This window comes from Bradyrhizobium sp. P5_C12 (assembly GCF_054049735.1).
Window position 1 is genome coordinate 68747 of sequence record NZ_JBFULU010000029.1, and the last position, 22012, is coordinate 90758.

The 22012-nt window shown below is 63.0% G+C and carries 22 protein-coding genes; 14 read left to right on the forward strand and 8 right to left on the reverse strand.

Features of this window, described 5'->3' with window-relative positions; translation table 11 throughout:
- Nucleotides 1–28 precede the first annotated feature (28 nt).
- A complete protein-coding gene (locus ACXJMY_RS24195; RefSeq protein ID WP_456621854.1) occupies nucleotides 29–976 on the forward strand; it encodes a LysR family transcriptional regulator in 948 nt (315 codons plus the stop codon).
- Here the strand turns inward: ACXJMY_RS24195 and ACXJMY_RS24200 are convergent.
- The 8 genes from ACXJMY_RS24200 to ACXJMY_RS24235 all read right to left on the reverse strand — a co-directional run bounded on the left by ACXJMY_RS24200 (nucleotide 944) and on the right by ACXJMY_RS24235 (nucleotide 7679).
- Complete coding sequence (locus tag ACXJMY_RS24200) at nucleotides 944–1873, reverse strand: 2-hydroxyacid dehydrogenase (RefSeq protein ID WP_456621855.1); 930 nt, start codon at nucleotides 1871–1873, stop codon at nucleotides 944–946. The two genes, ACXJMY_RS24195 and ACXJMY_RS24200, sit on opposite strands and share 33 nt — an antisense overlap.
- Nucleotides 1870–2325: a type II 3-dehydroquinate dehydratase gene (locus tag ACXJMY_RS24205; protein ID WP_456621856.1), complete on the reverse strand. Its 456-nt coding sequence runs from the start codon at nucleotides 2323–2325 to the stop codon at nucleotides 1870–1872. Before ACXJMY_RS24205 ends, ACXJMY_RS24200 begins: the two co-directional genes overlap by 4 nt.
- Nucleotides 2326–2526: 201 nt before the next feature.
- The gene (locus ACXJMY_RS24210; protein ID WP_456621857.1) at nucleotides 2527–3522 is read right to left on the reverse strand and encodes a LysR family transcriptional regulator; all 996 of its coding nucleotides are present in this window, start codon (nucleotides 3520–3522) and stop codon (nucleotides 2527–2529) included.
- 64 nt (nucleotides 3523–3586) lie between these two features.
- Nucleotides 3587–4267 carry a DUF1028 domain-containing protein gene (locus tag ACXJMY_RS24215; RefSeq protein WP_456621858.1) on the reverse strand — a complete coding sequence of 227 codons (681 nt, stop codon included), beginning with the start codon at nucleotides 4265–4267 and terminating at the stop codon, nucleotides 3587–3589.
- Between the two features lie 7 nt (nucleotides 4268–4274).
- Nucleotides 4275–4694 carry a RidA family protein gene (locus ACXJMY_RS24220; protein ID WP_456621859.1) on the reverse strand — a complete coding sequence of 140 codons (420 nt, stop codon included), beginning with the start codon at nucleotides 4692–4694 and terminating at the stop codon, nucleotides 4275–4277.
- A 33-nt stretch (nucleotides 4695–4727) separates the two neighbouring features.
- Nucleotides 4728–5255, reverse strand: coding sequence for a flavin reductase family protein (locus ACXJMY_RS24225; RefSeq protein ID WP_456621860.1), 528 nt, complete (start codon nucleotides 5253–5255; stop codon nucleotides 4728–4730).
- 25 nt (nucleotides 5256–5280) lie between these two features.
- Entirely contained in the window at nucleotides 5281–6795 is a 1515-nt protein-coding gene (locus ACXJMY_RS24230; protein WP_456621861.1) for a 4-hydroxyphenylacetate 3-hydroxylase family protein, read from the reverse strand.
- A gap of 137 nt (nucleotides 6796–6932) precedes the next feature.
- Nucleotides 6933–7679, reverse strand: a complete 747-nt coding sequence (locus ACXJMY_RS24235; protein ID WP_456621862.1) for a class II aldolase and adducin N-terminal domain-containing protein — start codon at nucleotides 7677–7679, stop codon at nucleotides 6933–6935.
- Nucleotides 7680–7955: 276 nt separating this feature from the next.
- On the opposite strand from ACXJMY_RS24235, the gene ACXJMY_RS24240 reads away from it, so the two are divergent.
- The 13 genes from ACXJMY_RS24240 to ACXJMY_RS24300 all read left to right on the forward strand — a co-directional run bounded on the left by ACXJMY_RS24240 (nucleotide 7956) and on the right by ACXJMY_RS24300 (nucleotide 22006).
- Complete coding sequence (locus tag ACXJMY_RS24240; protein ID WP_456621863.1) at nucleotides 7956–9179, forward strand: ABC transporter ATP-binding protein; 1224 nt, start codon at nucleotides 7956–7958, stop codon at nucleotides 9177–9179.
- Nucleotides 9180–9234: 55 nt separating this feature from the next.
- Nucleotides 9235–10314 (forward strand): ABC transporter substrate-binding protein, encoded by a 1080-nt coding sequence (locus ACXJMY_RS24245; RefSeq protein WP_456621864.1) that lies wholly within the window; start codon nucleotides 9235–9237, stop codon nucleotides 10312–10314.
- Between the two features lie 36 nt (nucleotides 10315–10350).
- Nucleotides 10351–11712: an LLM class flavin-dependent oxidoreductase gene (locus tag ACXJMY_RS24250; protein ID WP_456621865.1), complete on the forward strand. Its 1362-nt coding sequence runs from the start codon at nucleotides 10351–10353 to the stop codon at nucleotides 11710–11712.
- A 45-nt stretch (nucleotides 11713–11757) separates the two neighbouring features.
- Entirely contained in the window at nucleotides 11758–13563 is a 1806-nt protein-coding gene (locus tag ACXJMY_RS24255; protein WP_456621866.1) for an ABC transporter permease subunit, read from the forward strand.
- Nucleotides 13564–14748: 1185 nt separating this feature from the next.
- Nucleotides 14749–15525, forward strand: coding sequence for a GntR family transcriptional regulator (locus ACXJMY_RS24260; protein WP_456621867.1), 777 nt, complete (start codon nucleotides 14749–14751; stop codon nucleotides 15523–15525).
- Between the two features lie 199 nt (nucleotides 15526–15724).
- Entirely contained in the window at nucleotides 15725–16234 is a 510-nt protein-coding gene (locus ACXJMY_RS24265; protein ID WP_456621868.1) for an ureidoglycolate lyase, read from the forward strand.
- Nucleotides 16235–16245: 11 nt separating this feature from the next.
- Nucleotides 16246–17157, forward strand: coding sequence for an allantoinase PuuE (locus ACXJMY_RS24270; protein WP_456621869.1), 912 nt, complete (start codon nucleotides 16246–16248; stop codon nucleotides 17155–17157).
- Nucleotides 17158–17191: 34 nt separating this feature from the next.
- Entirely contained in the window at nucleotides 17192–18055 is an 864-nt protein-coding gene (locus ACXJMY_RS24275; protein ID WP_247990266.1) for a substrate-binding periplasmic protein, read from the forward strand.
- 58 nt (nucleotides 18056–18113) lie between these two features.
- On the forward strand, nucleotides 18114–18785 hold the full coding sequence (locus tag ACXJMY_RS24280; RefSeq protein WP_247990265.1) for an amino acid ABC transporter permease: 672 nt from the start codon (nucleotides 18114–18116) through the stop codon (nucleotides 18783–18785).
- Nucleotides 18786–18794: 9 nt separating this feature from the next.
- Entirely contained in the window at nucleotides 18795–19466 is a 672-nt protein-coding gene (locus ACXJMY_RS24285) for an amino acid ABC transporter permease (protein WP_456621870.1), read from the forward strand.
- Between the two features lies 1 nt (nucleotide 19467).
- A complete protein-coding gene (locus tag ACXJMY_RS24290; protein ID WP_456621871.1) occupies nucleotides 19468–20451 on the forward strand; it encodes an NAD-dependent epimerase/dehydratase family protein in 984 nt (327 codons plus the stop codon).
- Nucleotides 20448–21224 (forward strand): SDR family NAD(P)-dependent oxidoreductase, encoded by a 777-nt coding sequence (locus tag ACXJMY_RS24295; RefSeq protein ID WP_456621872.1) that lies wholly within the window; start codon nucleotides 20448–20450, stop codon nucleotides 21222–21224. Before ACXJMY_RS24290 ends, ACXJMY_RS24295 begins: the two co-directional genes overlap by 4 nt.
- Entirely contained in the window at nucleotides 21221–22006 is a 786-nt protein-coding gene (locus tag ACXJMY_RS24300; protein ID WP_456621873.1) for an amino acid ABC transporter ATP-binding protein, read from the forward strand. Before ACXJMY_RS24295 ends, ACXJMY_RS24300 begins: the two co-directional genes overlap by 4 nt.
- Nucleotides 22007–22012: the final 6 nt, after the last annotated feature.

Consider the following 22012-nt stretch of genomic DNA (forward strand, 5'->3'; position numbering starts at 1 on the left):
TATCTTTGGAGATGCATAGGAAAACGCGATGAGGTTTTCTCTCCGCGCCCTTCGGTACATGGTCGAAACGGCCGACGCGGGGAGTGTGACCGAGGCGGCCAAACGCCTGAACGTATCGCAGCCCTCGATCTCAGCTGCGCTAAGCCAGATCGAGGCTGAACTCGGCATTCAGGTCTTCGTGCGCCATCTGGCGAAAGGTGTCACGTTGTCTCCAGCCGGCCAGCGTCTCGTCAACGATGCACGATTGTTACTCAATCATGCCCGCGATTTCGCACAAAGCGCCCAATCTCTCGGCAACACCCTCCATGGCGAGATCGTGGTTGGCAGTTTCCTGACCCTGGCCACGCGCTTCATGCCCGGCCTGCTCTCCGGCTTTCGCCAGCGGCAGCCCGGCATCTCGGTCAAGCTGGAGGAAGGCAACCAGCAGGAAATCATCGACGCCCTGATGTCGGGGCGGACCGAGCTTGYCCTCTCTTATTCGTTCGCCATGCCCGACGACATCACGGGCGACAAGCTATGCGAGCTGCCGCCCTATATCCTGCTGTCGGCCGACCATCCGCAGGCGAGGCGCTCGGCGATCAGCCTTGGGGAACTGCGCGACGAGCCGTTCATCCTGCTCGACCTGCCGCATTCACGCGACTACTTCTTCGGCCTGTTTGCCGCCGCCGGAATCGAGCCGCGCGTCGCCTTCCGGAGTCGCTCATTCGAAATGATCCGAGGGCTAATCGGTCATGGACAAGGCTATTCGATCCATAATGCGGTGCCGCGCACGACCATTGGCTACGACGGCAGCCGCATCGCCGTGGTGCCGATCGTCGAGCCTTTGCCGCCAACCCACGTCACGGTGCTGCGGCTGAAGCGGCACACGCCGCGTCCAGCGGTCCAGAGCTTCGCCGACTACACGCGCGATGCCTTCGCGATCGGCGGCCTGTTCGGGCCGGGATCAATAGCCCCGCCCGGGGTCGACGCGACTTAGCAGCGGCTCGCCGGTCCGAGAACGGCGGACATTCTCGCCGATCTGCCGTGCAGCGGACGCCGGCAGCGCGATCGACGCCAGATGCGGCGTGATCAGCACATTGTCCATGGTCCAGAGCGGGCTCTCCGATGGCAACGGTTCGGTTGCGAACACGTCCAGCGTCGCCTCGGCGATATGGCCGGTTCGCAACGCCGCGATCAGCGCAGCCTCGTCGACAATGCTGCCGCGCGACACGTTGACGAAGGCAGCCCCTGGTCTCATCTGCGCCAGCCTGGCTGCATCCAGAAGCCCGCTTGTCGCTGCGGTCTGCGGCAGCATGCAGACGACGATGTCGCTATTCCCCAACACAGCTTCCAGCGCCTCAAGGCCGGCCGAAGTCTCGAGGCCGTCGACCGCCTTCGGCGAGTTCGACCAGCCGCGCACCCGAAAACCCTGCCGTGCACATTCCATCGCGGCGGTCAGGCCGAGTTCGCCAAGACCGAGCACGCCGACGCTGATCGTCTCAGGATCGCGCGGATGGATGTAGTGCCAGCGCTGCTGGCGCTGCGCCCGTTCGAACGCTGGAATGTGACGCGCATGACGCAGCACCGCGAACAGCACGTAGCCTGCCATCATGCGCGCCATCTTCGGATCGGACAGGCGCGTGATCGGCACATCAGGCAGGTCGGTCCGCCCGACCAGCGCATCGACGCCAGCGCCGAGATTGACGACGAGACCGAGATTGGGAAAGCGTGCGAAGAAGCCATGCGGCGGCTTCCAGACCAGCGCGTGCCGGACACGGCCGACCTCCACGATATCATTGGCCTGGCGCAATTCGACGTCCTCGGCCGCAAGCGCTGCGCGCCACGCGTTGAAATCATCGTGGGCGCTGTAGAACGCCATCAACTCGGATTTCATTGAGCTGTTCGCTCCACGATCAACCGCGAGACGGCCGTCAAGGCCAGCTCGTAGCCGAGCGCGCCAAGACCGGCAACAACACCCGTYGCCGCGCGCGACACATAGGAATGGTGCCGGAACGGCTCGCGCTTCCAGATATTGCTCATATGCGCCTCGATGATCGGTCCCTCGAATGCGAGCAGCGCATCGAGAATCGCAACCGATGTGTAAGTGAGACCGGCAGCGTTGATGACGACGCCCGCGGCCTTCTCCCGCGCCTCCTGGATCCAGTCGACGAGGACGCCTTCATGGTTCGACTGTCGGAAATCGAGGATCAACCCAAGCGTGGCGGCATGATCTTCGCAGCGCTTCTTGATCGAGACGAAGCTCTCGCGGCCATAGGTTCCGCTGCGATCCAAGCCGTAGAGATTGGCGTTCGGACCATTGAGGAAATAGATCGTCGGTTTCGTCATGGATGCGTTCACACCTCTACCCGATACAGTCCGCTCTCGCCTAGGCCGGTGACGATGCACGACGCATACCAGTCGGGAYGCRCACGCGGCCGCACGAACAGTAGCCGGCAGCGCCATCTTGACGAAAATCGAAAAAAACTATGGGGTTCGACGGATTTCGATATGCGCCTCCGGACTTCGGGCGGCGGCGACGTCAGCCGCTCAGTCCGGCGTGCCTTTTTCGGGCCGGCTCTCGTCGCCCTCCACCAGTCCGCGGAAGGTGCGGCGTTCCATGACAGGCGCGACCATACCCGGGATGTAGGCGTCGGAGACGAAACGGCGGCAATGCTGCTCGAACATGTCGACCAGTCGGGATTTTCGTCCCTGGGCCAGGGTCAGCACGCCGATGACCATCGGCCTGTGGTCACCGGATAGCCGAACCCGGGAAACACGCCGTCCGTCCAACGCAATCTCGCAGCGCGGCCGGACGTTCGCCAGCGTATAGCCGTAGCCATTGGCGACCATGGTCCGGATCACGTCCTGATGCGTGGAACGCGACACGATGTTCGGCTCAAGACCTTCCTTGATGAACATACTGAGGAAGTATTCGCGGCTGATCGGCAGATCCAGCAGGATCAGCGGTTCGCGCGCAAGTTCCTGAAGGCTCACGGCGGAGTGGCGCGCCAAAGGACCGGCTTCGCTGACCACGACATGCGGCGGCAGGCTCGCCAGCGGAAGGAACTCGAACTCGTCGGGAATCAAGAGGTCATAGGTGATGGCGACATCGAGCTCCGCGCGCAGCAGGCGCTCCAGCAATTGCTCGTGGTCGGCGACCGTCTGAATGATGCGCGATTCCGGATAGGTGGAGGTGAACGAGTGCGATAGCTCCGGCATCACCATCGGCGCCAGCGTTACCAGGCTTCCCAGCGATAATTGGCCACGGACTCGCTCTCCCACTTCGGAAGCCACCGAATAGACCTGCTCGGCCTGCTCGATCAGTCGCTTCGCTTCCACCAGAAGAACGCGTCCCGCTGATGTCAGCGACAGTCCTTGCGCGTGCCGCCGCACGAAGAGTTGGGTTCCGAGCTCCTCCTCCAGATGCGCGATCGCCGTCGAGATCGAGGGCTGCGAGATGTTCACGCGCTCCGACGCCAGAGTGATGCTCCCGGTCTCCGCTGTGGCGATGAAATATTCGATCTGGCGTAGCGTATATCTCATCAGCTTCTGCTCGGCCCCTGCATCTGACTACACGAAGCCGACTATAGCATGGGTGCGCGCCCGATCAGGCCCTATCGTCGCCAGCGACACCGAAACCGGGCGCTACCGACGGATTTTTCGCCCGGTCGATGTAGGCGTCGACCTGGGGCTGGTAGACCGCCCACAGCTTCTGGAGTGTCTCGATCGGGCAATCGCTCCAATCGACGCGGAGGTCCACGATCGGCCAGGATACGTCGCGCACCACGCAGAGGCCTGCCGAATGAACCGGACCGGCTTCTCCCCCCTGGGCGAGCCCGGCCTCCAGCGCCGACAACAGCCGCTCGACGAACGGCTTGCCGGCACTGTCCTGGTAAGCCGAAACCATGGCGACCGGCACCTGYGCATTGGCGAGCATGTTGCCCGCCGCGATCGCGCCTTCGCCCTCATGCGTGGCGTGAATGCCGAGCGTATTGCTGCCGGAATACGACGTGGTCCGTCCCCGCGCATCGACGACCACAAGCTGCCGGTAGGCGATGAACGGCGTCGACGCGACCAACGCGTCGCAAACCTCGCGCGCACTCAAACCACGCGCCAGCAGATCGAGGCCGATCTGCCCAAGCGCCGGGTCCGTGATGTTCTGGCTCGCGACCGCACCGACCTTGGCACGCAGATGGACACAGCGCGCCGCGACCGCCGGAGAAGAGGACGAGATCACCATCCCGAACATTCCGGTGTCCGGGCAACGGGCGGTCAGGGAGAAGGTCATGCAGCCCTCATCGACCGTCGGGGATGACTGCCGTCACATCGACTTCGACCAGCCATTCCGGCCGCGCCAGCGCCGACACCACGATTCCAGTCGAGACCGGGAAGACCCCTTTGAGGTACTCTCCGATCTTGCGATAGACCGCTTCGCGATACCGCGGGTCGGTGATGTAGATCGTGATCTTGCAGATGTCGCCGAGCTCTGCACCCGCCTCCGCCAGCAATGTCCTGACGTTCTTCATCGCCTGCTCGGTCTGGCCTGCAGCATCGCCGATCGCGACGTTGACGGCGGTGTCGAGCTCCTGGCCGACCTGGCCACGCACGAACACCATGCTGCCCTTGGCGACCACGACCTGGCAGAGGTCATTGTCGAGTTTCTGCTCGGGGTATGTGTCCTTGGTGTTGAACTTGCGAATACGTTTGTGGGTCATCGACTGGTCCTGATGTCGTGAAGGGAGCAATTGTTACGCCTGCGAGGCGGCGATAGGGTGGGCCCGGCCATAGACGCGATCGGCATAGATCAAGGCCCTGCCTGAGCCCACCGTCACTGCGCCGACCGCGCCGACGAAGATGTGATGGGTCCCGACGCGTTCGGACGACACGACGCGACAGTCGAACGCCACCACGGACTCGGCGAGGCGCGGCGCGCCAGTCTCACCTGAGAGCCATCTCCCATATGCAAACTTGTCGTCGCCGCCGAACTTGCTGCGGCCACCAAAATGATCGGCGATATCGGCTTGATCGTCGCGCAGGATATTGATGCAGAACACGCCATTGTCGACGATGGCCGTCGCCGTCTTGCTTTGATGATGGATACAGACCAGAACCGTCGGTGTGCTGCCGTCGGCAGAGACCGACGACATCGCCGAGACCGTGACGCCGGCGCGTCCCGCAGGACCATCCGTCGTCACGACGTTGACGCAAAATGCGGCCCGGCTCATGCCGTCGAGGAACTGCGTCCGAATGTCCATTGCCGCCGGTTGCACGCTCATGGCTGACACGTCACACCCCTCCCCGCTATTCGGCCGCATCGCGGACCTGTCCGAACCATTGGTTGACGGCGCTATCACCGGTCCGAGCGCCCTTCTCTCTCATGACCCTCTCCGACAGTCCCGCGGATCTGCGCACAAAATCGAGTGGGCCGTCCCAATCGAAATTTCGATAGACCGCGGCAAGGTGTGCAAATGGCGCCGATTGCGCAAACAGCTGGAACGTCAACCGATGACCCGCATAGTCCGAATTAAGCAGATCACGCGCAAAAGATAGCAGCCGGCGCCGGTCATCGGCGACCCAATTCTCGTTGACGGTGTAGAACTTCTCCAGCCACGGGCCCGTCTCGGCATCCTCGAACGCCGCCTTGTCCGGCGTGACGCAGATCTGACCTCCGCACAATTCGCGCGCGACGTGCATCATCTCGTGAAGCTGCGAGCAGGCCAGCACACGCCCGGTGTATAGCAGCGACTGGTTCGGCATCATCAGGCCGCCGGGGCTGCGCTCGGGCAGCGCGATCGCCGCCGTCAGATGCGCATTGATCCCTTCGCGATAGATCGCGAGCTTCGAGAGTTTCTCCTGCACCGCTTGCTGCTTCTCGAGTCCGGTCTGACGAACGTTGAACAGCGCCGCGCCGATCAGCATGTCGGCGAGCTTCAGATTCCGCTGCACAAACGCAAACGCCGAGTAGCGATGCAGCGTGGCCCGAATATAGGCCGCCGCCTTGGTATGCCGATAGAACAGGACGTTATCCCACGGGATGACGACGTCGTCGAAGATCACCAACGCATCGACCTCGTCGAACCGGTTCGACAGTGGATAATCTTCGGCCGGCGCGCGGCCCGCAAAGCCGGTGCGGCAGATGAATTTGAGGCCCGGCGAATTGAGATCGCAGATGAACCCGACCGCATAATCGGAATAAGCGGCATCGCCCCAATTGGCGATGGTCGGCTTGGTGAAGGCCTGGTTGGCGTAGGCCGCTGCCGTCTCGTATTTGGCGCCCCGCACCACGATGCCGGCATCGGTCTCCTTGACGACATGCAGCAGCATGTCGGGATCCTGGTCCTGCGGAGCCTTCGAGCGGTCCCCCTTGGGATCGGTGTTTGCCGACACATGGAACGGATCGGAATGCAGCACCTTGAAGATGTGGTTGCGAATGTTCTTGGAGAATTGCGGATCAACGTCGTTGAGCACGTCCTGCCCGTCGAACAGTGACCACATTTCGCCGACCGTCTCGTCGCCGACGCGCGTGATGACGCCGCCGACATCCTCGAGGACCGTGTCGGTCGCGCGGCGCTTGTCCCACCAATCCTGCTGACTGAGCGGCAATTTGTTGTTGATCGCGTGAACCTCTCCGTCCTCGCGGTAGGTCATCAGATGCCGCGTCTCCGGGGCATGCTGGAGGTCATATATCCGCGCCCTGAGATCGACCAGCGGTTTGAACGCCGGATGGATGGTGACATCCTTGATCTTCTCGCCGTTCATATAGACCGCGCGGCTGTCGCGAATGGAGGCTTTATACTCTTCGCCCGTTCGTATCATGTCCGCTCCCGTCTCGATCTCATTCGCACTATCCCGCATCGGCCAGCAAAGGCGAAATAGGACTTTCCTGCTCCCTGCTTCGTGGCAGTCGAAGCAGCGGCTACGTTCCGAGAACTGCCCGGGCGCCGCAACCGCAGTCAATGCGCGTAGGACGGATCCTCAGCATCCAGGATGCACTTCATCTCCTCGAAATGCGCGATCGAGAAATCCGTGATCTGTTCCCAATCCTGCGCGGTGCTTTCGGCGACCGCGTCGGGCAGAATCTTCAACGGCTGCCCCGTCGCATAGGCCTGGACCAGGATCTGGCAGGCGCGCTCCAGCGTATAGATGTCGTCAAAGGCTTCGCCGACCGTGTTGGCGATCACGAGCACGCCGTGATTTCCCATCATCAGCCGCGACTTGTTACCGAGCAGCGCGGCAAGGCGCGCGCCCTCCTGTTCGCTGTCGGCCATGCCTCCATAGCGGTCGTCGATGGCAAGGCGATTGAAGTAGCGCGCGGTATTCTGATCGATCGGCTTGATCTGGGGATCAATGAGCGATGCGATCGTGGTCGCGAAAGGCGGGTGGAGATGCATCACAACCCGCGCCTGGGGCAGTTGCCGGTGCATCTGGCCGTGGATGGCCCAGGCCGTCGGATCGACATCCGGCCGTCCCTTGACGCCCTGCGCATCATCCAGGTCGAACAGAACGAGATCGCTCGCCTTGATGCGCGAAAAGTGCCGCCACTTTGGATTCATCAGGAACCGGCGCCCGTCGGCGGAGATCGCAGCGCTGAAATGGTTGGCGACGGCCTCGTGCATGCCAAGCCTGGCGATGCTGCGGAAGGCGGCCGCGAGATCGACACGAAGCTGCTGCTCTTCCGGCGAGGCGGCGGAATTCGTCATCTATTGCTCCTCCAAGAGGCGAGGTCAGGCAAGTCAGACTTATGGATTCCATTGCACGGGTAAAATAAGAAAATCGTCGCCGCTGATTACCTGAAAGCTATAGCGGGCGATCGCCGACGCCGAAGGCGAAAAGATCAATGGTTGATCACTGTTCGCCCAATAATTCCGCAACCAGATCGATTAGGCGTCGTCTAAGCAAAGGACCCGGTTTTCGTAATTTACACGTTGCGGCTCCGGAAGGCTTACTTTGTCCGAGTTGACCTGACAGGATCTGTAATGGACGCGATCCGTGCCGCTCCACCTCTTCGAAGCCGCCGCCGCAGCGACGTGTTTCGTATGTTGTGGCGATCGTCGCGCGACGCACAGGATACGGCCGCTGGGCTCACCGTGCCGGACCACACCTCGGCATCGATGCCGACTGGCCCGGCGGTATCGACGGTCAAGCTACACGTTCGCGGCATCTCGAAGGCTTACGGCGACGCAACCGTGCTCGGGCCGATCGAGCTGAAGGTCGTTGCCGGCGAGCTCCTCGCGGTTCTCGGTCCGTCGGGGTCCGGCAAGACGACGCTCCTCCAGATCATCTGCGGTCTGGTCGAACCATCGGGCGGCCAGCTGATCATCGACGGCCGTGACGAGACCGACAATTCCGCGGACAAGCGTGACATCGGCGTGGTGTTTCAGAACTACGCGCTGTTCCCTCATCTCACGGTCCGCGAGAACATCGCATTCCCGTTGCAGATGCGGCGAATGCCGGCGGGCGAAATCAAGAGCCGGGCCGAAGCCGCGCTCGCGATGGTCGGGCTGTCGGACTTCGCCAACCGTTTTCCCCGCGAGCTGTCCGGCGGCCAGCAGCAGCGCGTCGCGCTCGCGCGCTGCTTCGTCTATCGGCCGTCGCTGATCCTGATGGACGAATCCCTGTCCGCGCTCGACAAGAAGCTCAGGGAAGACATGCGTATCGAGATCAAGCGGCTGCATCGCGAGACCGGCGCAACCATCATCTTCGTGACGCACGATCAGGAGGAGGCCCTGGCGCTGGCCGACCGTATCTGTCTGATGAACGAAGGCCAGATCGAGCAGCTCGGCGCACCTGAGGATATCTACGAACGGCCGGCCAACGTCTTCGTCGCCGATTTCATCGGCGCATCCAATCTGATCCATGGCAACATTGCCGCCAACGGATGCCTTGCAACACGCGACGGCGTCCTTCCGCTCCCCGACGGCTGCGATATGCAGCTCGGCCGACCGGCTGCGCTGGTGGTGCGCCCGGAAAAACTCGTTCTTTGCAGCGGTGACGAGGCGCTGCTGAGCGGTCGTGTTCAGGAAAGCATCTATGCAGGCTCGGAGACGCGACTTCTGGTCCGGCTCGCCAGCGGCACGTTGATCACCGCGCGTCGTGCAGCCGGCCTGCCAGCGGTCGAAATCGATGAAAACGTCTTTATCCGGTGGGAGCGTGACCAGGCCCGGGTCCTCGAAAGCAGTCCATCAACGTCGGGCGCATAACACCGCGCCATCACATCGTGTCCTTCCCGACCAGTGCATCACGGAGAGAACAACAATGTCCGCCACCACGCGCATCTCACGACGAAAGCTTCTGAAAGCAGCGGGCGTGGCCGCCACCGGCGTCGCGCTGCCGGCGGTCTGGCCCGGACGGGCCGGTGCGGCCGAGCAGATCACCGTCGCTGACGTCGGCGGCGCCCCAGGCGCCGCGCTGCGCACCGCTTTCTATGATCCGTTCGAGAAGGCCACCGGCATCCGCGTCGAAGGTGTTGCACACGAATCCGATCCGGTCACACAGTTCAAGGTCATCGTCGACACCGACAGCAAGCTCTGGGACGTCTGCATGGTCACCCCCGACGACGTGCTGCGCCTGACCCAGGAGAAGAACTATCTCGAGCCGCTCGAGATTACCAAGGGCCCGGACGACGAGCTGATTTCGGGCGCGCTGATGCCGAACTGGTTCGGCTTCTCGGCCTATGGCATCGTGATGGCCTACCGCACGGACGTTTACAAGAAGGAGGCCCCGACGGGCTGGGCCGACTTCTGGAACACGACCAAGTTTCCGGGGCGCCGCGGCCTGTACCGCAATCCCAAGGGCGTGCTGGAATCGGCGCTGCTCGCCGATGGCGTGGCGCCGAAGGATCTCTACCCCCTCGACGTCGATCGCGCCTTCAGGATGATGGACAAGATCCGCTCAGAGGTCGCGGTGTGGTGGACCGCCGGCGCGCAGAACACCCAGATCCTGCAGAACGGCGAAGTCGACATGGCCGACACGTGGTCGGCGCGCGCCTTTGCCGCGATCGATTCCGGCGCTCCAGTCAACATCGTCTGGAAGGGCCTCTACTCGATCGACGGCTGGTCGATTCCGCGGGGCACGACGAAGCTGAAACAGGCCCGCGAATTCGTGAAATTCTCCATGCAGCCCGAGCGCCAGGCCGCTTATTCCAGCATCGTCGCCAATGGTCCGAGCAATCTCAAGGCTTACAGGTTCATCACGCCTGAACGCGCCAGGGTGCTTCCGACGCAGCCTGAAAATCTCGCCGGGCTCGCCGTGCGCGACTATGCCTATTGGGGCAAGAACTACGCAGCGGTCTCGGAGCGCTTCCAGGAATGGCTCCTGATGGGCGGCAAGAAGTAACGTCTGCGGCACGCGAGGAAACATCGAGGGACGGTCATGAGCAAGAAGAAGCAGATGGTGATCGGCGCGTTGATGCACGCCAACGGATCACACGCGGCATCCTGGTTGATGGACGAGGCGCGGCCGCACGCCTCGACCGACATCGACTACTACCGCGAGATGGCGCAACTCGCCGAACGCGGCAAGTTCGACTTCTTCTTCATCGCCGACACACCGGCGGCGCGCACCGAGAATCTGAGAGCCTGGAGCCGATCGCCGCTGTTCATGAACGTCCTGGAGCCGATCACGCTGCTTTCGGCCATTGCGGGGGCGACGACCCATATCGGCCTCGGAGCCACCGCATCAACCAGCTTCTACGAACCCTATAATGTTGCGCGGCTGTTCTCCTCGCTGGATCACATCTCGCATGGCCGTGCCGCCTGGAACGTGGTGACCTCCGCCAACGACTACGCGGCACGCAATTTCGGTCTCGAACGGCTGCCCCCGCACGCCGACCGCTACATCAAGGCGAAGGAGTTCCTCGAAGTCGTCGAAGCACTCTGGGACACCTGGGAAGACRGCGCCTTCATCTACGACAAGGAGACCTGCCAGAGCTTCCTGCCCGAGAAGCAGCATCTGGTCGACCACAAGGGCAAGTACTTCACCGTGCATGGCGCGCTCAACATCGAGCGTTCGCCGCAGGGCCGCCCGGTCATCATCCAGGCCGGCGCATCCGACACCGGCCGGGATTTCGCGGCCGAACATGCCGAAGTGGTGTTCGGATCGAGCGGCAATCTCGATGCCGCCAAGGCCTTCTACAGCGATCTGAAGGCTCGGATGGCCAAATTCGGCCGTCGGCCGGACGACCTGAAGATCGCCTCGGGCATTTCGGTCGTGATCGGCGATACCGAGCAGGAGGCCCGCGACAAGCTCGATCGCTGGCAGGACCTGGTCCATCCCGACGTCGGCGTTTTGCGCCTTGGACAGGACCTCGAAACCGACCTGTCGGATCTGCCGCTCGACGAGCCGGTGCCGGTCACTCGGATTCCTGCGACGTCCAACCTCCACAAAGCCTATTTTGACGAGATCGCCGGCCTGATCCGCCAGGGTCTGACGTTGCGCGAGATCGCGCGCCGGTTCAATCGCGCCAAGGCGACGTTTTGCGGCACCGCGACCCAGGTGGCCGATCACATGGAAGCCTGGATCGATGCAGGCGCCTGCGACGGCTTCATGATCTCGTTCGTAGCACTGCCGAGCACGATGACCGACTTCGTCGAGAAGGTGGTGCCGGAGCTACAGCGGCGCGAACGGTTCCGCCACGACTATGAAGGACGGACCCTCCGCGAGCACCTCGGCCTGGCGCGGCCCGAGAACCGCCACACCTCATTGGCGACGACGCCGCTTGCCAAGCGCGCATAGACTGAGATGAGCACGCTGCGACGGATCGAACGAGAGCATTGAGAGATGGCTGAGACGACGTCTCTCGGAATTGCCGAGCACCCGCGCACCAAGGCGCGTAAGCTCAAGCTCGATCCGCTGTGGCTGGCGCTGCCTGGCCTCGGCTTCCTGGCCTTGTTTCTGGTCTGGCCGACCGCGCAGATGTTGTCCGTGAGCGTGATGGACAAGGTCACGGGCGCACTGACCTTCGCACCGTTCCTGCGTATCTGGAACGGCGGCCCCTATCTCACCGTGCTGTCGACGACATTCCAGGTCGCGTGCTGGACCACCGTGTTCTGCCTGGTGCTGGGTTATCCCCTCGCTTACTGGCTGTCGCAAAAGCCGGCCCGGCAGCAGCGTATCGCCGCGCTGTTCGTACTATTGCCGTTCTGGACCAGCGCGCTGATCAAGAACTTTTCCTGGCTGGTGCTGCTCGGGCGCAACGGGATCGTGGCGAAGACCATGGCAGCGATCGGCCTGAAGGGCGGAGATCAATTGCTGTTCGGGCGCACCACCGTCATCTTCGCCATGGTGCACACGCTGCTACCGCTGGCGGTCGTCACGATGCTGCCGGTCATGAACCAGATCGATCGCCGCCTGACGATGGCGGCATCGACGCTCGGCGCCAACGGCGCGCGCGCATTCTGGCAGGTGTTCTTCCAACCCTCGGTACGCGGCGTCGCTTCGGCTGGCCTCCTGGTTCTTGTTGCTTCGCTCGGCTTCTTCATCACGCCGGCGCTCGTTGGCGGCGCCAAGGACACTATGATCGGGCAGCTCATCATCCTGCAGATCAACGAGCTGCAGAATTGGCAGCTCGGCAGTGCGCTCGCCGCGATCCTCCTGGTCTCGACCATCACGATCTGCTTCATCTATGACCGGATCTTCGACCTGTCGGCGGTGACGACGGGCGGTGGCCGACCGACAAGGACGGACGGCCCAGTGCGTCGTGCCGGGCTGGCCATCGTCAACGCCGCCGGGCTGATTTGCGGCGCGATCGAGGAGGTCTGGAAGCGCAATATCCGCGGCCTGCGCGGGCGCGTCCTGCTCTCGGTCTATGCCTGGGTCATGATCGCCTTGCTGCTGGCACCGATCATCGCCTTTGTCCCGATGGCTTTCACCGGCTCGGCCTTTCTGTCGTTTCCACCTCCCAATTGGAGTGCGCGCTGGTTCGAGCAGTTCTTTGCCTCCCCGCTCTGGCTCGGCGCGATGACCCGTTCATTCGGCATCGGGTTCGCGGCCGCAGCCATCACGCTGCTGATCGCATCGATGGCGGCCTATGGGGTCGCCAGGACTCGCAGCCGACTTGGCGGCATCGCGTTCCTGCTCTGCCTTTCGCCAATGATGGTCCCATCCATCGTCATCGCGATCGCGCTGTTCTATCTGTTCGCGAGGATGGGGCTTGTGGCGAGCAACATTGGCATCACCATCGGTCACACGATTATCGCCATGCCGGTGGTGTTCATGATCATGCTGGCGACCTTCAAGGGCTACGACTGGAAGCTTGACGCGGCGGCCTCGACGCTCGGCGCCGGACGGTTGCGCACCTTCTGGCGCATCACCTTGCCGCTCGTGGCAGGTGGCCTCGCCGTTGGATTCGTGACCGGCTTCCTGCAATCGTTCGAGGAACTGACGGTCGCGCTGTTCGTCGGCGGCGGGATCAAGACGACCTTGCCGAAGCAGATGTGGGATGGAATCCTGCTCCAGGTCAGCCCCGTCATCGCCGCGGCATCCGTCGTCGTCCTCATTGTCGTGATCGTCATGTTTGCGATCATCGAAGTCCTTCAGGCGCGCCGCTCGCGCTCTTCCGGCTCAGCCGGCACCAGCGATTCCTGAGGCGCTCCGAAACGCTCACCGCAACGGGCTACTCCGCAACGCGATCGCCGCGAACGAGTGGATGTTCCCAAACCGGAAGACCGCCGCCACAGTCTTCCATGGTCGCCCCTTGCCCGCGACATTGACCAGACGCGGCTCCGCATTCCCGCGGCGCATTTCGCCCGAGCTTTGCTTCGTCGCTCCACCCTCTCAAAGCCAGGAGGGCGCAGGGAAGGCCGGGTGCCGGCTGGCACCCGCGTTCCCCAGCGCGAAGATGTAGCGCAAAAAGACCGCATAGCAGCATACAGGTGTAGCCAATCACTCGGCCTTCCCTGCGCAGTGGTTGGACGGCTTATGCCGTGCTCTCCCGGGAACCGAGTTCCTTCTGGCCTCCCTCACCCCAGCGAAAATTCACCAGCATCGCGCCGGCGCGACTACCGCATCCGCAAGAGCTTGACCGTAGCAACGACGGCTAGGACCACACGGTTTTGCCGTACGCACGGTTCGCTTGTTCGCCGCCGTTTTCCCGGCCCGGTCGACGGAGCCGGAAACTTGCTGGCGAGACGAACCTGACAGCGCCGCTCGTCTAGTACGACGTTTTGGGCTCGCAAAACCCACCGTTTGAGCCACGGCCGGAAAATGGAATTTTCGCCCTCGACACAAGCCTTTCCCGCCCAATGGCCCGTCGACGACAGTGTCGTCAAGCGACTAGCGAAAGGGAAATTGCCGTCGCACCGCTCAGCCAGGGGTGTGGGCGTTTGCCCCAGTCCGCGCGCGCAGCAATATTGCCGCCGCAACGCGCCATCGCCGGGATGTTGCTGATGAATTGGCTCCTTGGGCCCGCTCAGGGCGTCAGCCCGAACTCTCCGCCGAAGCACTTCGAGACGGATGGGTACATACCGGCGACGTCGCACGCATCGCCGAACAGGATGCAATTCGGCGACCCTGGATGAAGCCTGCCGGTGTGCCCCCTCCAATCCACCCGCGGCGCGGTGCGAACCGGTAGAAGCCTCACATCCGCGATGTGGCGCTCAAACCGCTGCGAGCCCGGAAGATGGCACAGAGGTTTACGTCGACCTGAACGCGGCCGCCGGCCGCCTTGCGCCAGAAGCGGCCGTGTGGAGATCCAAAGACAGCGGAAATTCGCAAAGTCTTGCATAAAGGTGGACACCAATTGAGAATGGATGGCTAATCCAGAGCTTCGGCTTGGCCAGCGGCGAGAGCGTAACGTACGTCTACCGATATGGCGGCATTTCTATCCAATCGTCGAAAGCAACGTCCGTGCCTTCTATCAACAAAGCAAAGAAATCAATCAGCAAACGCCCGGCACGGACCAATGGCAGCATAACAGACGCAACCTATCTGAAGCTGCACAACCTGATCGAGTCGCGACAGCTGCAGCCCGGCGAGGTGATTGAAGAGCGCCGACTTGCACTCCGGCTCAAAGTCTCGCGGACACCGCTGCGGGCTGGCATCAGCCGGTTGCTGGGCGAAGGCAGGCTCGAGCAATTGTCCAACGGCACCGTGGTGGTCCGCACAATCGAGATGGCGGAATTGCTCGAATTGGTCCATCTCCGCATGGTGCTGGAGAGCGAAGCGACGTTCATTGCGGCGACCCGCATCGCGCTGGATATCCTTGCACCGATCAGGGCCACGCTGGAGAAGATCATTGCTGCGTCGACGGTATCCAGGACGGTTCAATGGACGCTTGACGACGAAATTCATGACCAGATCGCGCGGCATTGTGGCAATCGATCGCTCGAGAAGCTGATTGGAGAAATCCGGCAGAAGATCCGGATGTGCAATGTGGAGCGCCACCCTGGCCGGCTGCTACCTGCCACCCGCGAGCATCTTGCGATTATCGATGCCATCATCGATCGTGATGCCGCCGCAGCCCGCCAGGCGATGATCCTGCATCTCACCAATGTGCGGCAGGGATTGCTCGAGCGATTCGGGATCTTCCTGCCCGAGCCTCACGGCTAGGTCGAGATCAGGCAGAATCCCTGGGGCTGCATGTCCGAAAATTCTGCAGCTGCCCGCAATTCTGTCGGACTCCGTCTAAATTTAACGCAGCTTCCTGGGCTTCGCTGCTTGACTGAAATCAGCAGGAGCGGTTCACTGGTATACCATTGGAATATTGAGCCGCTTCGCAGCAGGCCGACCAACTAGATGTGCCGGCTGAATGACGCTGAACCAAACTGCTTCCCACACCGTCGTGGCCGAATCGCTGTCCCCGGCCGCCTTTGCCGCCTTCGGCGACGTAGCCGAGCGACCGATCGACGTGCGCCGGCGCTATCTTCCGACATCGGACGATCGCACCGCGGACGCCGCCACCTTTTCCATCTGGATCAGCAGCGCCGCCAGGCTCGGCAGTCTGCCCCTGCCAATCACGACGCTGGAGCGTCATCCGTTCTCCGCCCAGACCTTCATCCCGCTCGGCAGCAGCCAATACCTGGCGATCGTGTGCGATGCCGGCCCGGATGGCCTGCCTGACGTGGCCACCCTGCGGTGCTTCATCGCCGGAGCGCATCAAAGCATCACCTTCGCCCGCAATGTCTGGCATCATCCCATGACCGTTCTCGGCGCGGCCATGGAATTCGCCGTCGCCATGGGCATGACCGGCCGGCGGGACGACGACGTGTTCGTCGATATCGCTGGCGACGTTTGCGCGGTGATGCCGCAGAGCGCATAGGGATCGCAACAATGCCGCATGATGATCACCTCACCCGCGACTTCGTTGGCTACGGCCGCACCCCACCGCATCCGCAATGGCCGGGCGCAGCAAGAATCGCACTCAACTTCTGCATCAACTACGAAGAAGGCTCCGAGCCGTCGTTCGCCGATGGCGACGGCGTCACCGAAGCGGCCCTGACTGAAGGTGGCGGCGGCGGCTTCGAGGGCCGCGACCTCGCCGCCGAGTCGATGTTCGAATATGGCAGCCGCATAGGCTTCTGGCGTGTGCTGCGCCTTCTGTCCGAGCGCGGCATGATCGCCACCGTCATGGGCTGCGCGCTGGCGCTGGAACGCAACGACGAGGCCTGCGTCGCCATTCGCGAATATGGCTACGACGTCTGCGCCCATGGCTGGCGCTGGGAGCGGCATCCGTTGCTGTCCGAGGCCGACGAGCGCGAGCGCATTCGCAACACCGTCGAGAGCCTCAAGCGCACCACCGGCGAGCGTCCGCTCGGATGGTATTGCCGCTATGGGCCGAGCGTGAACACGCGGCGCCTCGTGGTCGAGGAAGGCGGTTTCCTCTACGACTCCGACGCCTATAACGACGAATTGCCGTACTGGACACGTGTGCTCGGCAAGCCGCATCTCGTGGTGCCTTACGGTCTTGCCAACAACGACGCCAAGTTCAGCCGCGGCGCGATGGCAACGGCGGATGATTTCTTCGTCTATCTGCGCGACGCCTTCGACATGCTCTACGCGGAAGGCGCCACCGCGCCGAAGATGATGTCGGTCGGACTGCACACCCGCCTGATCGGCCATCCCGGCCGCGCCGCTGGCCTGCAGCGCTTCCTCGATCACGTCGCCAAGCACGACAACGCTTGGGTCTGCCGGCGCGGTGACATCGCCCGTCACTGGCAGGCCACTCATCCCCCCACGCCCTGATCTACATCACATCCGCCCCCGAAAGGACGTCCCCATGAGACTGAAACCCACGCATTGGCTGTTCGCGCTGATGCTGTCGACTGCGGCATTCGCCGGCGGCGCCAGCGCCCAGGAAGCCGATCATCCGTCCGACAAGCCGATGGTGGTCGCGTCCGACTTCGGCGTCGCGCCGTGGATGGTGCGCGGCCCAAACGGCCCCGAGGGTTTCGGTGCGGATCTGATCAACGAGATCGGTAAAGCTCTCGGCCGCCCGAAGGTCGAGATCGTCGACATCAATTTCTCCGGCCTGTTCGCGGCATTGTTCGCTAAGCGCGCCGAATTCCTCGTCAACCCGCTCAACCTCACTGCCGAACGCTCCGAGCGCATGCTCTATACTGAGCCGCTATTCTCCACCGGCAACGGCTTCATCGTCCGCGCCGCCGAAGAGATGAAGGGCTTCGAGGATCTCAAGGGCAAGGCGGTTGCCGTCAACCGCGGGACCATCTCGGATACCTGGGCCACTGCTAACGCCGAGAAATACGGCTTCGAAGTGCAGCGCTACGATGTATTCCCCGATACGGTGCAGGCCGTGCTCACGCGCCGCGCCTTCACAGCGCTAAATGAGATCCCGACGACCGTCTATGCCGCTAGCCAGAACAAGGCGATCAAGGTCGGTTTCAAGGACTTCAACGGCCGCAACTTCGCCTATGCGTTCCGCCTGGAAGACACCGAGTATCGCAACAAGGTCGAGGCGATCATCGAATGCATGAAGTTGGACGGCCGCCTGCGCAAGCTGCACGAGAAATGGTATGGCGTAGCGCCCGATGCCGGCTCGGCCATCGACACTGTGTATTTCGGCTATGGCCCTCCCGGCTTCAAGGGTTTCGAGCCCACCTCGCACGTTCCGGCGTGCAGGTAGCTAGGTGTGAACACCGGACCGGCGCCAAGCCGGTCCGACCGCGGTTGGCGGAGACCCGATGGACCGGATCGTCGAATACTACTTCAATGCAGAGGTCATCGCGCGCGCCTTCCCCCAGGTGCTCGCGGGCTTTCGCACGACGGTCATCGTATCGCTTTTGATTATTGTCTGCGGCACGCTGTCCGGCCTGTCGCTGGCACTGCTGCGCTGCGCCAACCTGCGTCCGGTCAATTTCTTCATCACCGCTTATGTCGACGTGCTGCGTACGCTGCCACAGCTCGTCGTGATCGTCTTCATCTATTTCGGCCTGCCTTATCTCGGCCCGGCGCTGTCCCCCTTCGCGACCACTGTGCTGGCGCTCGGCATGGTCTTGTCGGCCTTTTCCACCGAGATCTTCTGGTCCGCGATCGTGGCGCTGCCGCGCGGACAGTGGGACGCCGCCAGCGCGCTCGGCTTCAGCCGGCTGCGGACGCTGGTCACCATCATCCTGCCGCAGGCCATTCGCCTCGCTATCCCGCTTCTGACCAATCGCGCCATCTCCATCAGCAAGGGCACGGCGCTCGGCACCGCCGTGTCGCTCCCGGAAACGCTCGGACAGGCGCAGAGCGTGATGGCGTTGGTCGCCAATCCCTCGCCGCTGACGCTGGCCGCGGCGTTCTACCTCACCTTCTTCCTGCCGCTGGTGATCGCCAGCCGGTGGATCGAATATCGCTACAGCACGGGACGGTGAGCGGATCGCATGCAGGATTTCCTGGACAATTTCGCCAACTGGGAGTCGCTGTTGCGGGTCTATCCGCTGCTGCTGCAGGGGCTGATCTATACAGTCTGGCTCGCGGCGGTGGCGCTGCCGCTCGGCATTCTCGCCGGCCTCGCCATCGCCGTGCTGTACAGCTTCAAGAACCGCTGGGTGAATATCGCGTTGCTGATCTATATCGACCTGTTCAGGTCGTTTCCCGTGGTGGTGCTGCTGATCCTGATCTTCTACGGCATGCCGTTTCTGGGCCTGACGCTCGGCGGCTTCACCGCGGCGGTACTGGCCATCGTACTCAACAATTCCGGCTATTACGGCGAGATCTTCCGCGCCGGCATCCTGTCCGTACCCCACGGCCAAACCGAGGCTGCCCGGGCGCTCGGTTTCAAGCCGCTGCATGTGGTGTTCTCCATCGTGCTGCCGCAGGCGATCCGCAACGTGCTGGCGCCGCTCGCCAGCAATTCACTGGAACTCGTCAAGGCGACACCAATTGCCGCCTTGGTCGCGCTGCCTGAACTGCTGCGCTCAGCCCGCGTCGCCCAGGAGCAGACCTACAACCCGACGCCGCTGATGGCGGCCGCCGTGATTTTCTTCGTCATCCTGTATCCGTTCGCGCGCTGGGTGGCGCGGCTGGAGCGGCAAGCACTGAAAGCTCGCTAACATGACCACACTGATCACCGGCGGCAGCGGCTTCATCGGGCTCGCGCTCGCCGAGCGCCTGATCGCCGACGGCGAGACCGTCATCCTTTTCGATCTCTCAGCACCCGGCCACGACATGCTGGTGCGTCCCGAACTCGCCGGCGCCACGCTGGTCACCGGCGATGTCACAAGCGCCGATGACGTCGACCGCGCGTTGAATACTGCCGGCATCGACCGCGTGATCCACACCGCCGCGATGACGCCGAATGCGCAGCGCGAGCATGACGCTGCGCGCCAGATCGTCGATGTCAATATCGGCGGCACCGTCAATCTGCTCGAACGCGTAACATTGCGGCCCGCCATCAAGCGCGTCACCGTGCTCAGCTCGGTCGCAGTGTACGGCTTCTCGCAACCGGCTGCGTCGGGCCTGTTCGAGGAGGATTTGTCGCCGCCGGCACCGGCCACGCTCTACGGCATCACAAAGCTTGCATCGGAACAGGCGGCGCTGCGGATCGCCGACCTTCACAACCTCGATGTGCGGGTGATTCGGCTCGGGCCGGTCTTTGGCCCATGGGAATTGCAGACCGGTGTCCGCGATGCGCTGAGCCCGCATTATCAAGTGCTCCGCATGGCCTTCGACGGCCGTGAAGCGATTCTCCCGCGCAGCATGGCCGGCGACTGGATTTATTCCCGTGACGCCGCCCTCGGCGTCGCGAGGGTGAGCGCCTCCGACGCGCTGAACCACCGCACGTATCACGTTAGCGGCGGTGTGCTGTCCGATCTGCCACGATGGTGCGAGATCATCGCGACGCACATGCCCGGCTTCCGCTGGCGGATGGCGGAGATCGAGGCGGAGGGCAACGTGATCTATGGCCTGCCGAAGGACCGTGCGCCGCTGAACATTGCACGCCTGGCCGCGGATGCCGGCTTCAAGCCTCAATTTCATCTGGAAGATGCGGCACACGACTATCTCGGCTGGTTGCCGCAGGCAGGAGAACCCGCATGAGCAAACGTCTGGCTGGAAAATCCGTCCTGATCACCGGCGCCTCCTCGGGCATCGGCCGCGCCATCGCCCGCCGATTTGCTGCCGAGGACGCGAGACTCATGCTCGCGGATCTCACCATGGACGTGCGCGAGGGCGGCGCTCCGACACTGGATCTGCTGCGTGCAGACGGTTATGAGGTCGATTTCATCCAGATCGACGTGGCCTCGGAGGACGATACCGTCCGCGCCGTCCAACAGACCGTTGCGCGCTACGGCCGCCTCGACGTGCTCGTCAACGACGCCGCCATCGGCACCGGCAAGCGTCTGACCGACACCAGCCTCGCCGAATGGGACAGGACGCTGGCGGTCAATCTCACCGGCGTATTCCTGATGTCGCGCGCCGCTGTCAACCAGATGCTGACGCAGGATATCCGCAACGAGGCCCGCGGCCGCCTCGTCAACATCTCCTCTCAGCACGGTATGATCGCCTGCCCGGAAGACATCGCATATGGCACCTCCAAATCCGGGGTCGTCTACATGACGCGGCAGATCGCGGCGGACTACGCGAAGGATCACATCATCTGCAACGCAGTCGCGCCCGGCAAGATCGTCACCGGCAAACCGGGCCGTGCTGCAGAGCCGCGCTGGATGGACTACTCCACCAGCCGCACGCCGATGCCGCGGCTGGGCCGCCCCGACGACGTCGCCAATGCGGCGCTGTTTCTGGCCTCCGACGAGGCCACTTTCATGACCGGCGAAAACATCCTCGTCGATGGCGGCTGGRTGGCGTCATGAGCAACGTTTCGGAGAGCACCATGGTGCAAGCGCCTGCAGAAACGTCCGCGCCGATCATTCAGATGTCCGGCGTCACCAAATGGTATGGCGACGTCCAGGTGCTCAAGGACATCGACTTCACGGTAACGCGCGGCGAGCGCGTCGTGATCTGCGGGCCTTCGGGGTCCGGCAAGTCGACCATGATCCGTTGCATTAACCGGCTGGAAGAACATCGCGACGGCCGCATCATGGTCAATGGCATCGAGCTGGATCACTCGACGCGCAATGTCGACGTGGTCCGCCGCGATGTCGGCATGGTATTCCAGCAGTTCAACCTGTTTCCGCATCTGACTGTGCTGCAGAACCTCACCATCGCGCCGCGCAAGATACGCGGCGCAACCAGGCAGGAGGCTGACGAGGTCGCGCGCTATTTTCTTGAGCGCGTGCGGATCTCCGAACAGGCCGATAAATATCCGAACCAGCTCTCCGGCGGCCAGCAGCAGCGCGTCGCCATCGCGCGTGCGCTGTGCATGAAACCGCAGATCATGCTATTCGACGAGCCGACCTCGGCGCTTGATCCGGAAATGATCCAGGAGGTGCTCGACGTCATGGTCGGCCTCGCTCGCGAAGGCATGACCATGGTCTGCGTCACCCATGAGATGGGCTTCGCGCGCACGGTCGCCGACCGCGTGGTGTTCATGGATGCCGGCCGGATCATCGAGGAAGGCGTGCCGGCCGATTTTTTCTCGGATCCGAAGCAGGATCGAACCCGCGCATTCCTCAAACAAATTATGCATCGATGACCGAAG

Bases quoted from the DNA above. Each gene is read 5' to 3' on its own strand.
- ACXJMY_RS24200 (WP_456621855.1), bottom strand. From the start codon at position 1,873: ATGAAATCCGAGTTGATGGCGTTCTACAGCGCCCACGATGATTTCAAC.
- ACXJMY_RS24210 (WP_456621857.1), bottom strand. From the start codon at position 3,522: ATGAGATATACGCTACGCCAGATCGAATATTTCATCGCCACAGCGGAG.
- ACXJMY_RS24220 (WP_456621859.1), bottom strand. From the start codon at position 4,694: ATGACCCACAAACGTATTCGCAAGTTCAACACCAAGGACACATACCCC.
- ACXJMY_RS24225 (WP_456621860.1), bottom strand. From the start codon at position 5,255: ATGAGCGTGCAACCGGCGGCAATGGACATTCGGACGCAGTTCCTCGAC.
- ACXJMY_RS24230 (WP_456621861.1), bottom strand. From the start codon at position 6,795: ATGATACGAACGGGCGAAGAGTATAAAGCCTCCATTCGCGACAGCCGC.
- ACXJMY_RS24235 (WP_456621862.1), bottom strand. From the start codon at position 7,679: ATGACGAATTCCGCCGCCTCGCCGGAAGAGCAGCAGCTTCGTGTCGAT.
- ACXJMY_RS24240 (WP_456621863.1), top strand. From the start codon at position 7,956: ATGGACGCGATCCGTGCCGCTCCACCTCTTCGAAGCCGCCGCCGCAGC.
- ACXJMY_RS24245 (WP_456621864.1), top strand. From the start codon at position 9,235: ATGTCCGCCACCACGCGCATCTCACGACGAAAGCTTCTGAAAGCAGCG.
- ACXJMY_RS24255 (WP_456621866.1), top strand. From the start codon at position 11,758: ATGGCTGAGACGACGTCTCTCGGAATTGCCGAGCACCCGCGCACCAAG.
- ACXJMY_RS24265 (WP_456621868.1), top strand. From the start codon at position 15,725: ATGACGCTGAACCAAACTGCTTCCCACACCGTCGTGGCCGAATCGCTG.
- ACXJMY_RS24270 (WP_456621869.1), top strand. From the start codon at position 16,246: ATGCCGCATGATGATCACCTCACCCGCGACTTCGTTGGCTACGGCCGC.
- ACXJMY_RS24275 (WP_247990266.1), top strand. From the start codon at position 17,192: ATGAGACTGAAACCCACGCATTGGCTGTTCGCGCTGATGCTGTCGACT.
- ACXJMY_RS24280 (WP_247990265.1), top strand. From the start codon at position 18,114: ATGGACCGGATCGTCGAATACTACTTCAATGCAGAGGTCATCGCGCGC.
- ACXJMY_RS24285 (WP_456621870.1), top strand. From the start codon at position 18,795: ATGCAGGATTTCCTGGACAATTTCGCCAACTGGGAGTCGCTGTTGCGG.
- ACXJMY_RS24290 (WP_456621871.1), top strand. From the start codon at position 19,468: ATGACCACACTGATCACCGGCGGCAGCGGCTTCATCGGGCTCGCGCTC.
- ACXJMY_RS24300 (WP_456621873.1), top strand. From the start codon at position 21,221: ATGAGCAACGTTTCGGAGAGCACCATGGTGCAAGCGCCTGCAGAAACG.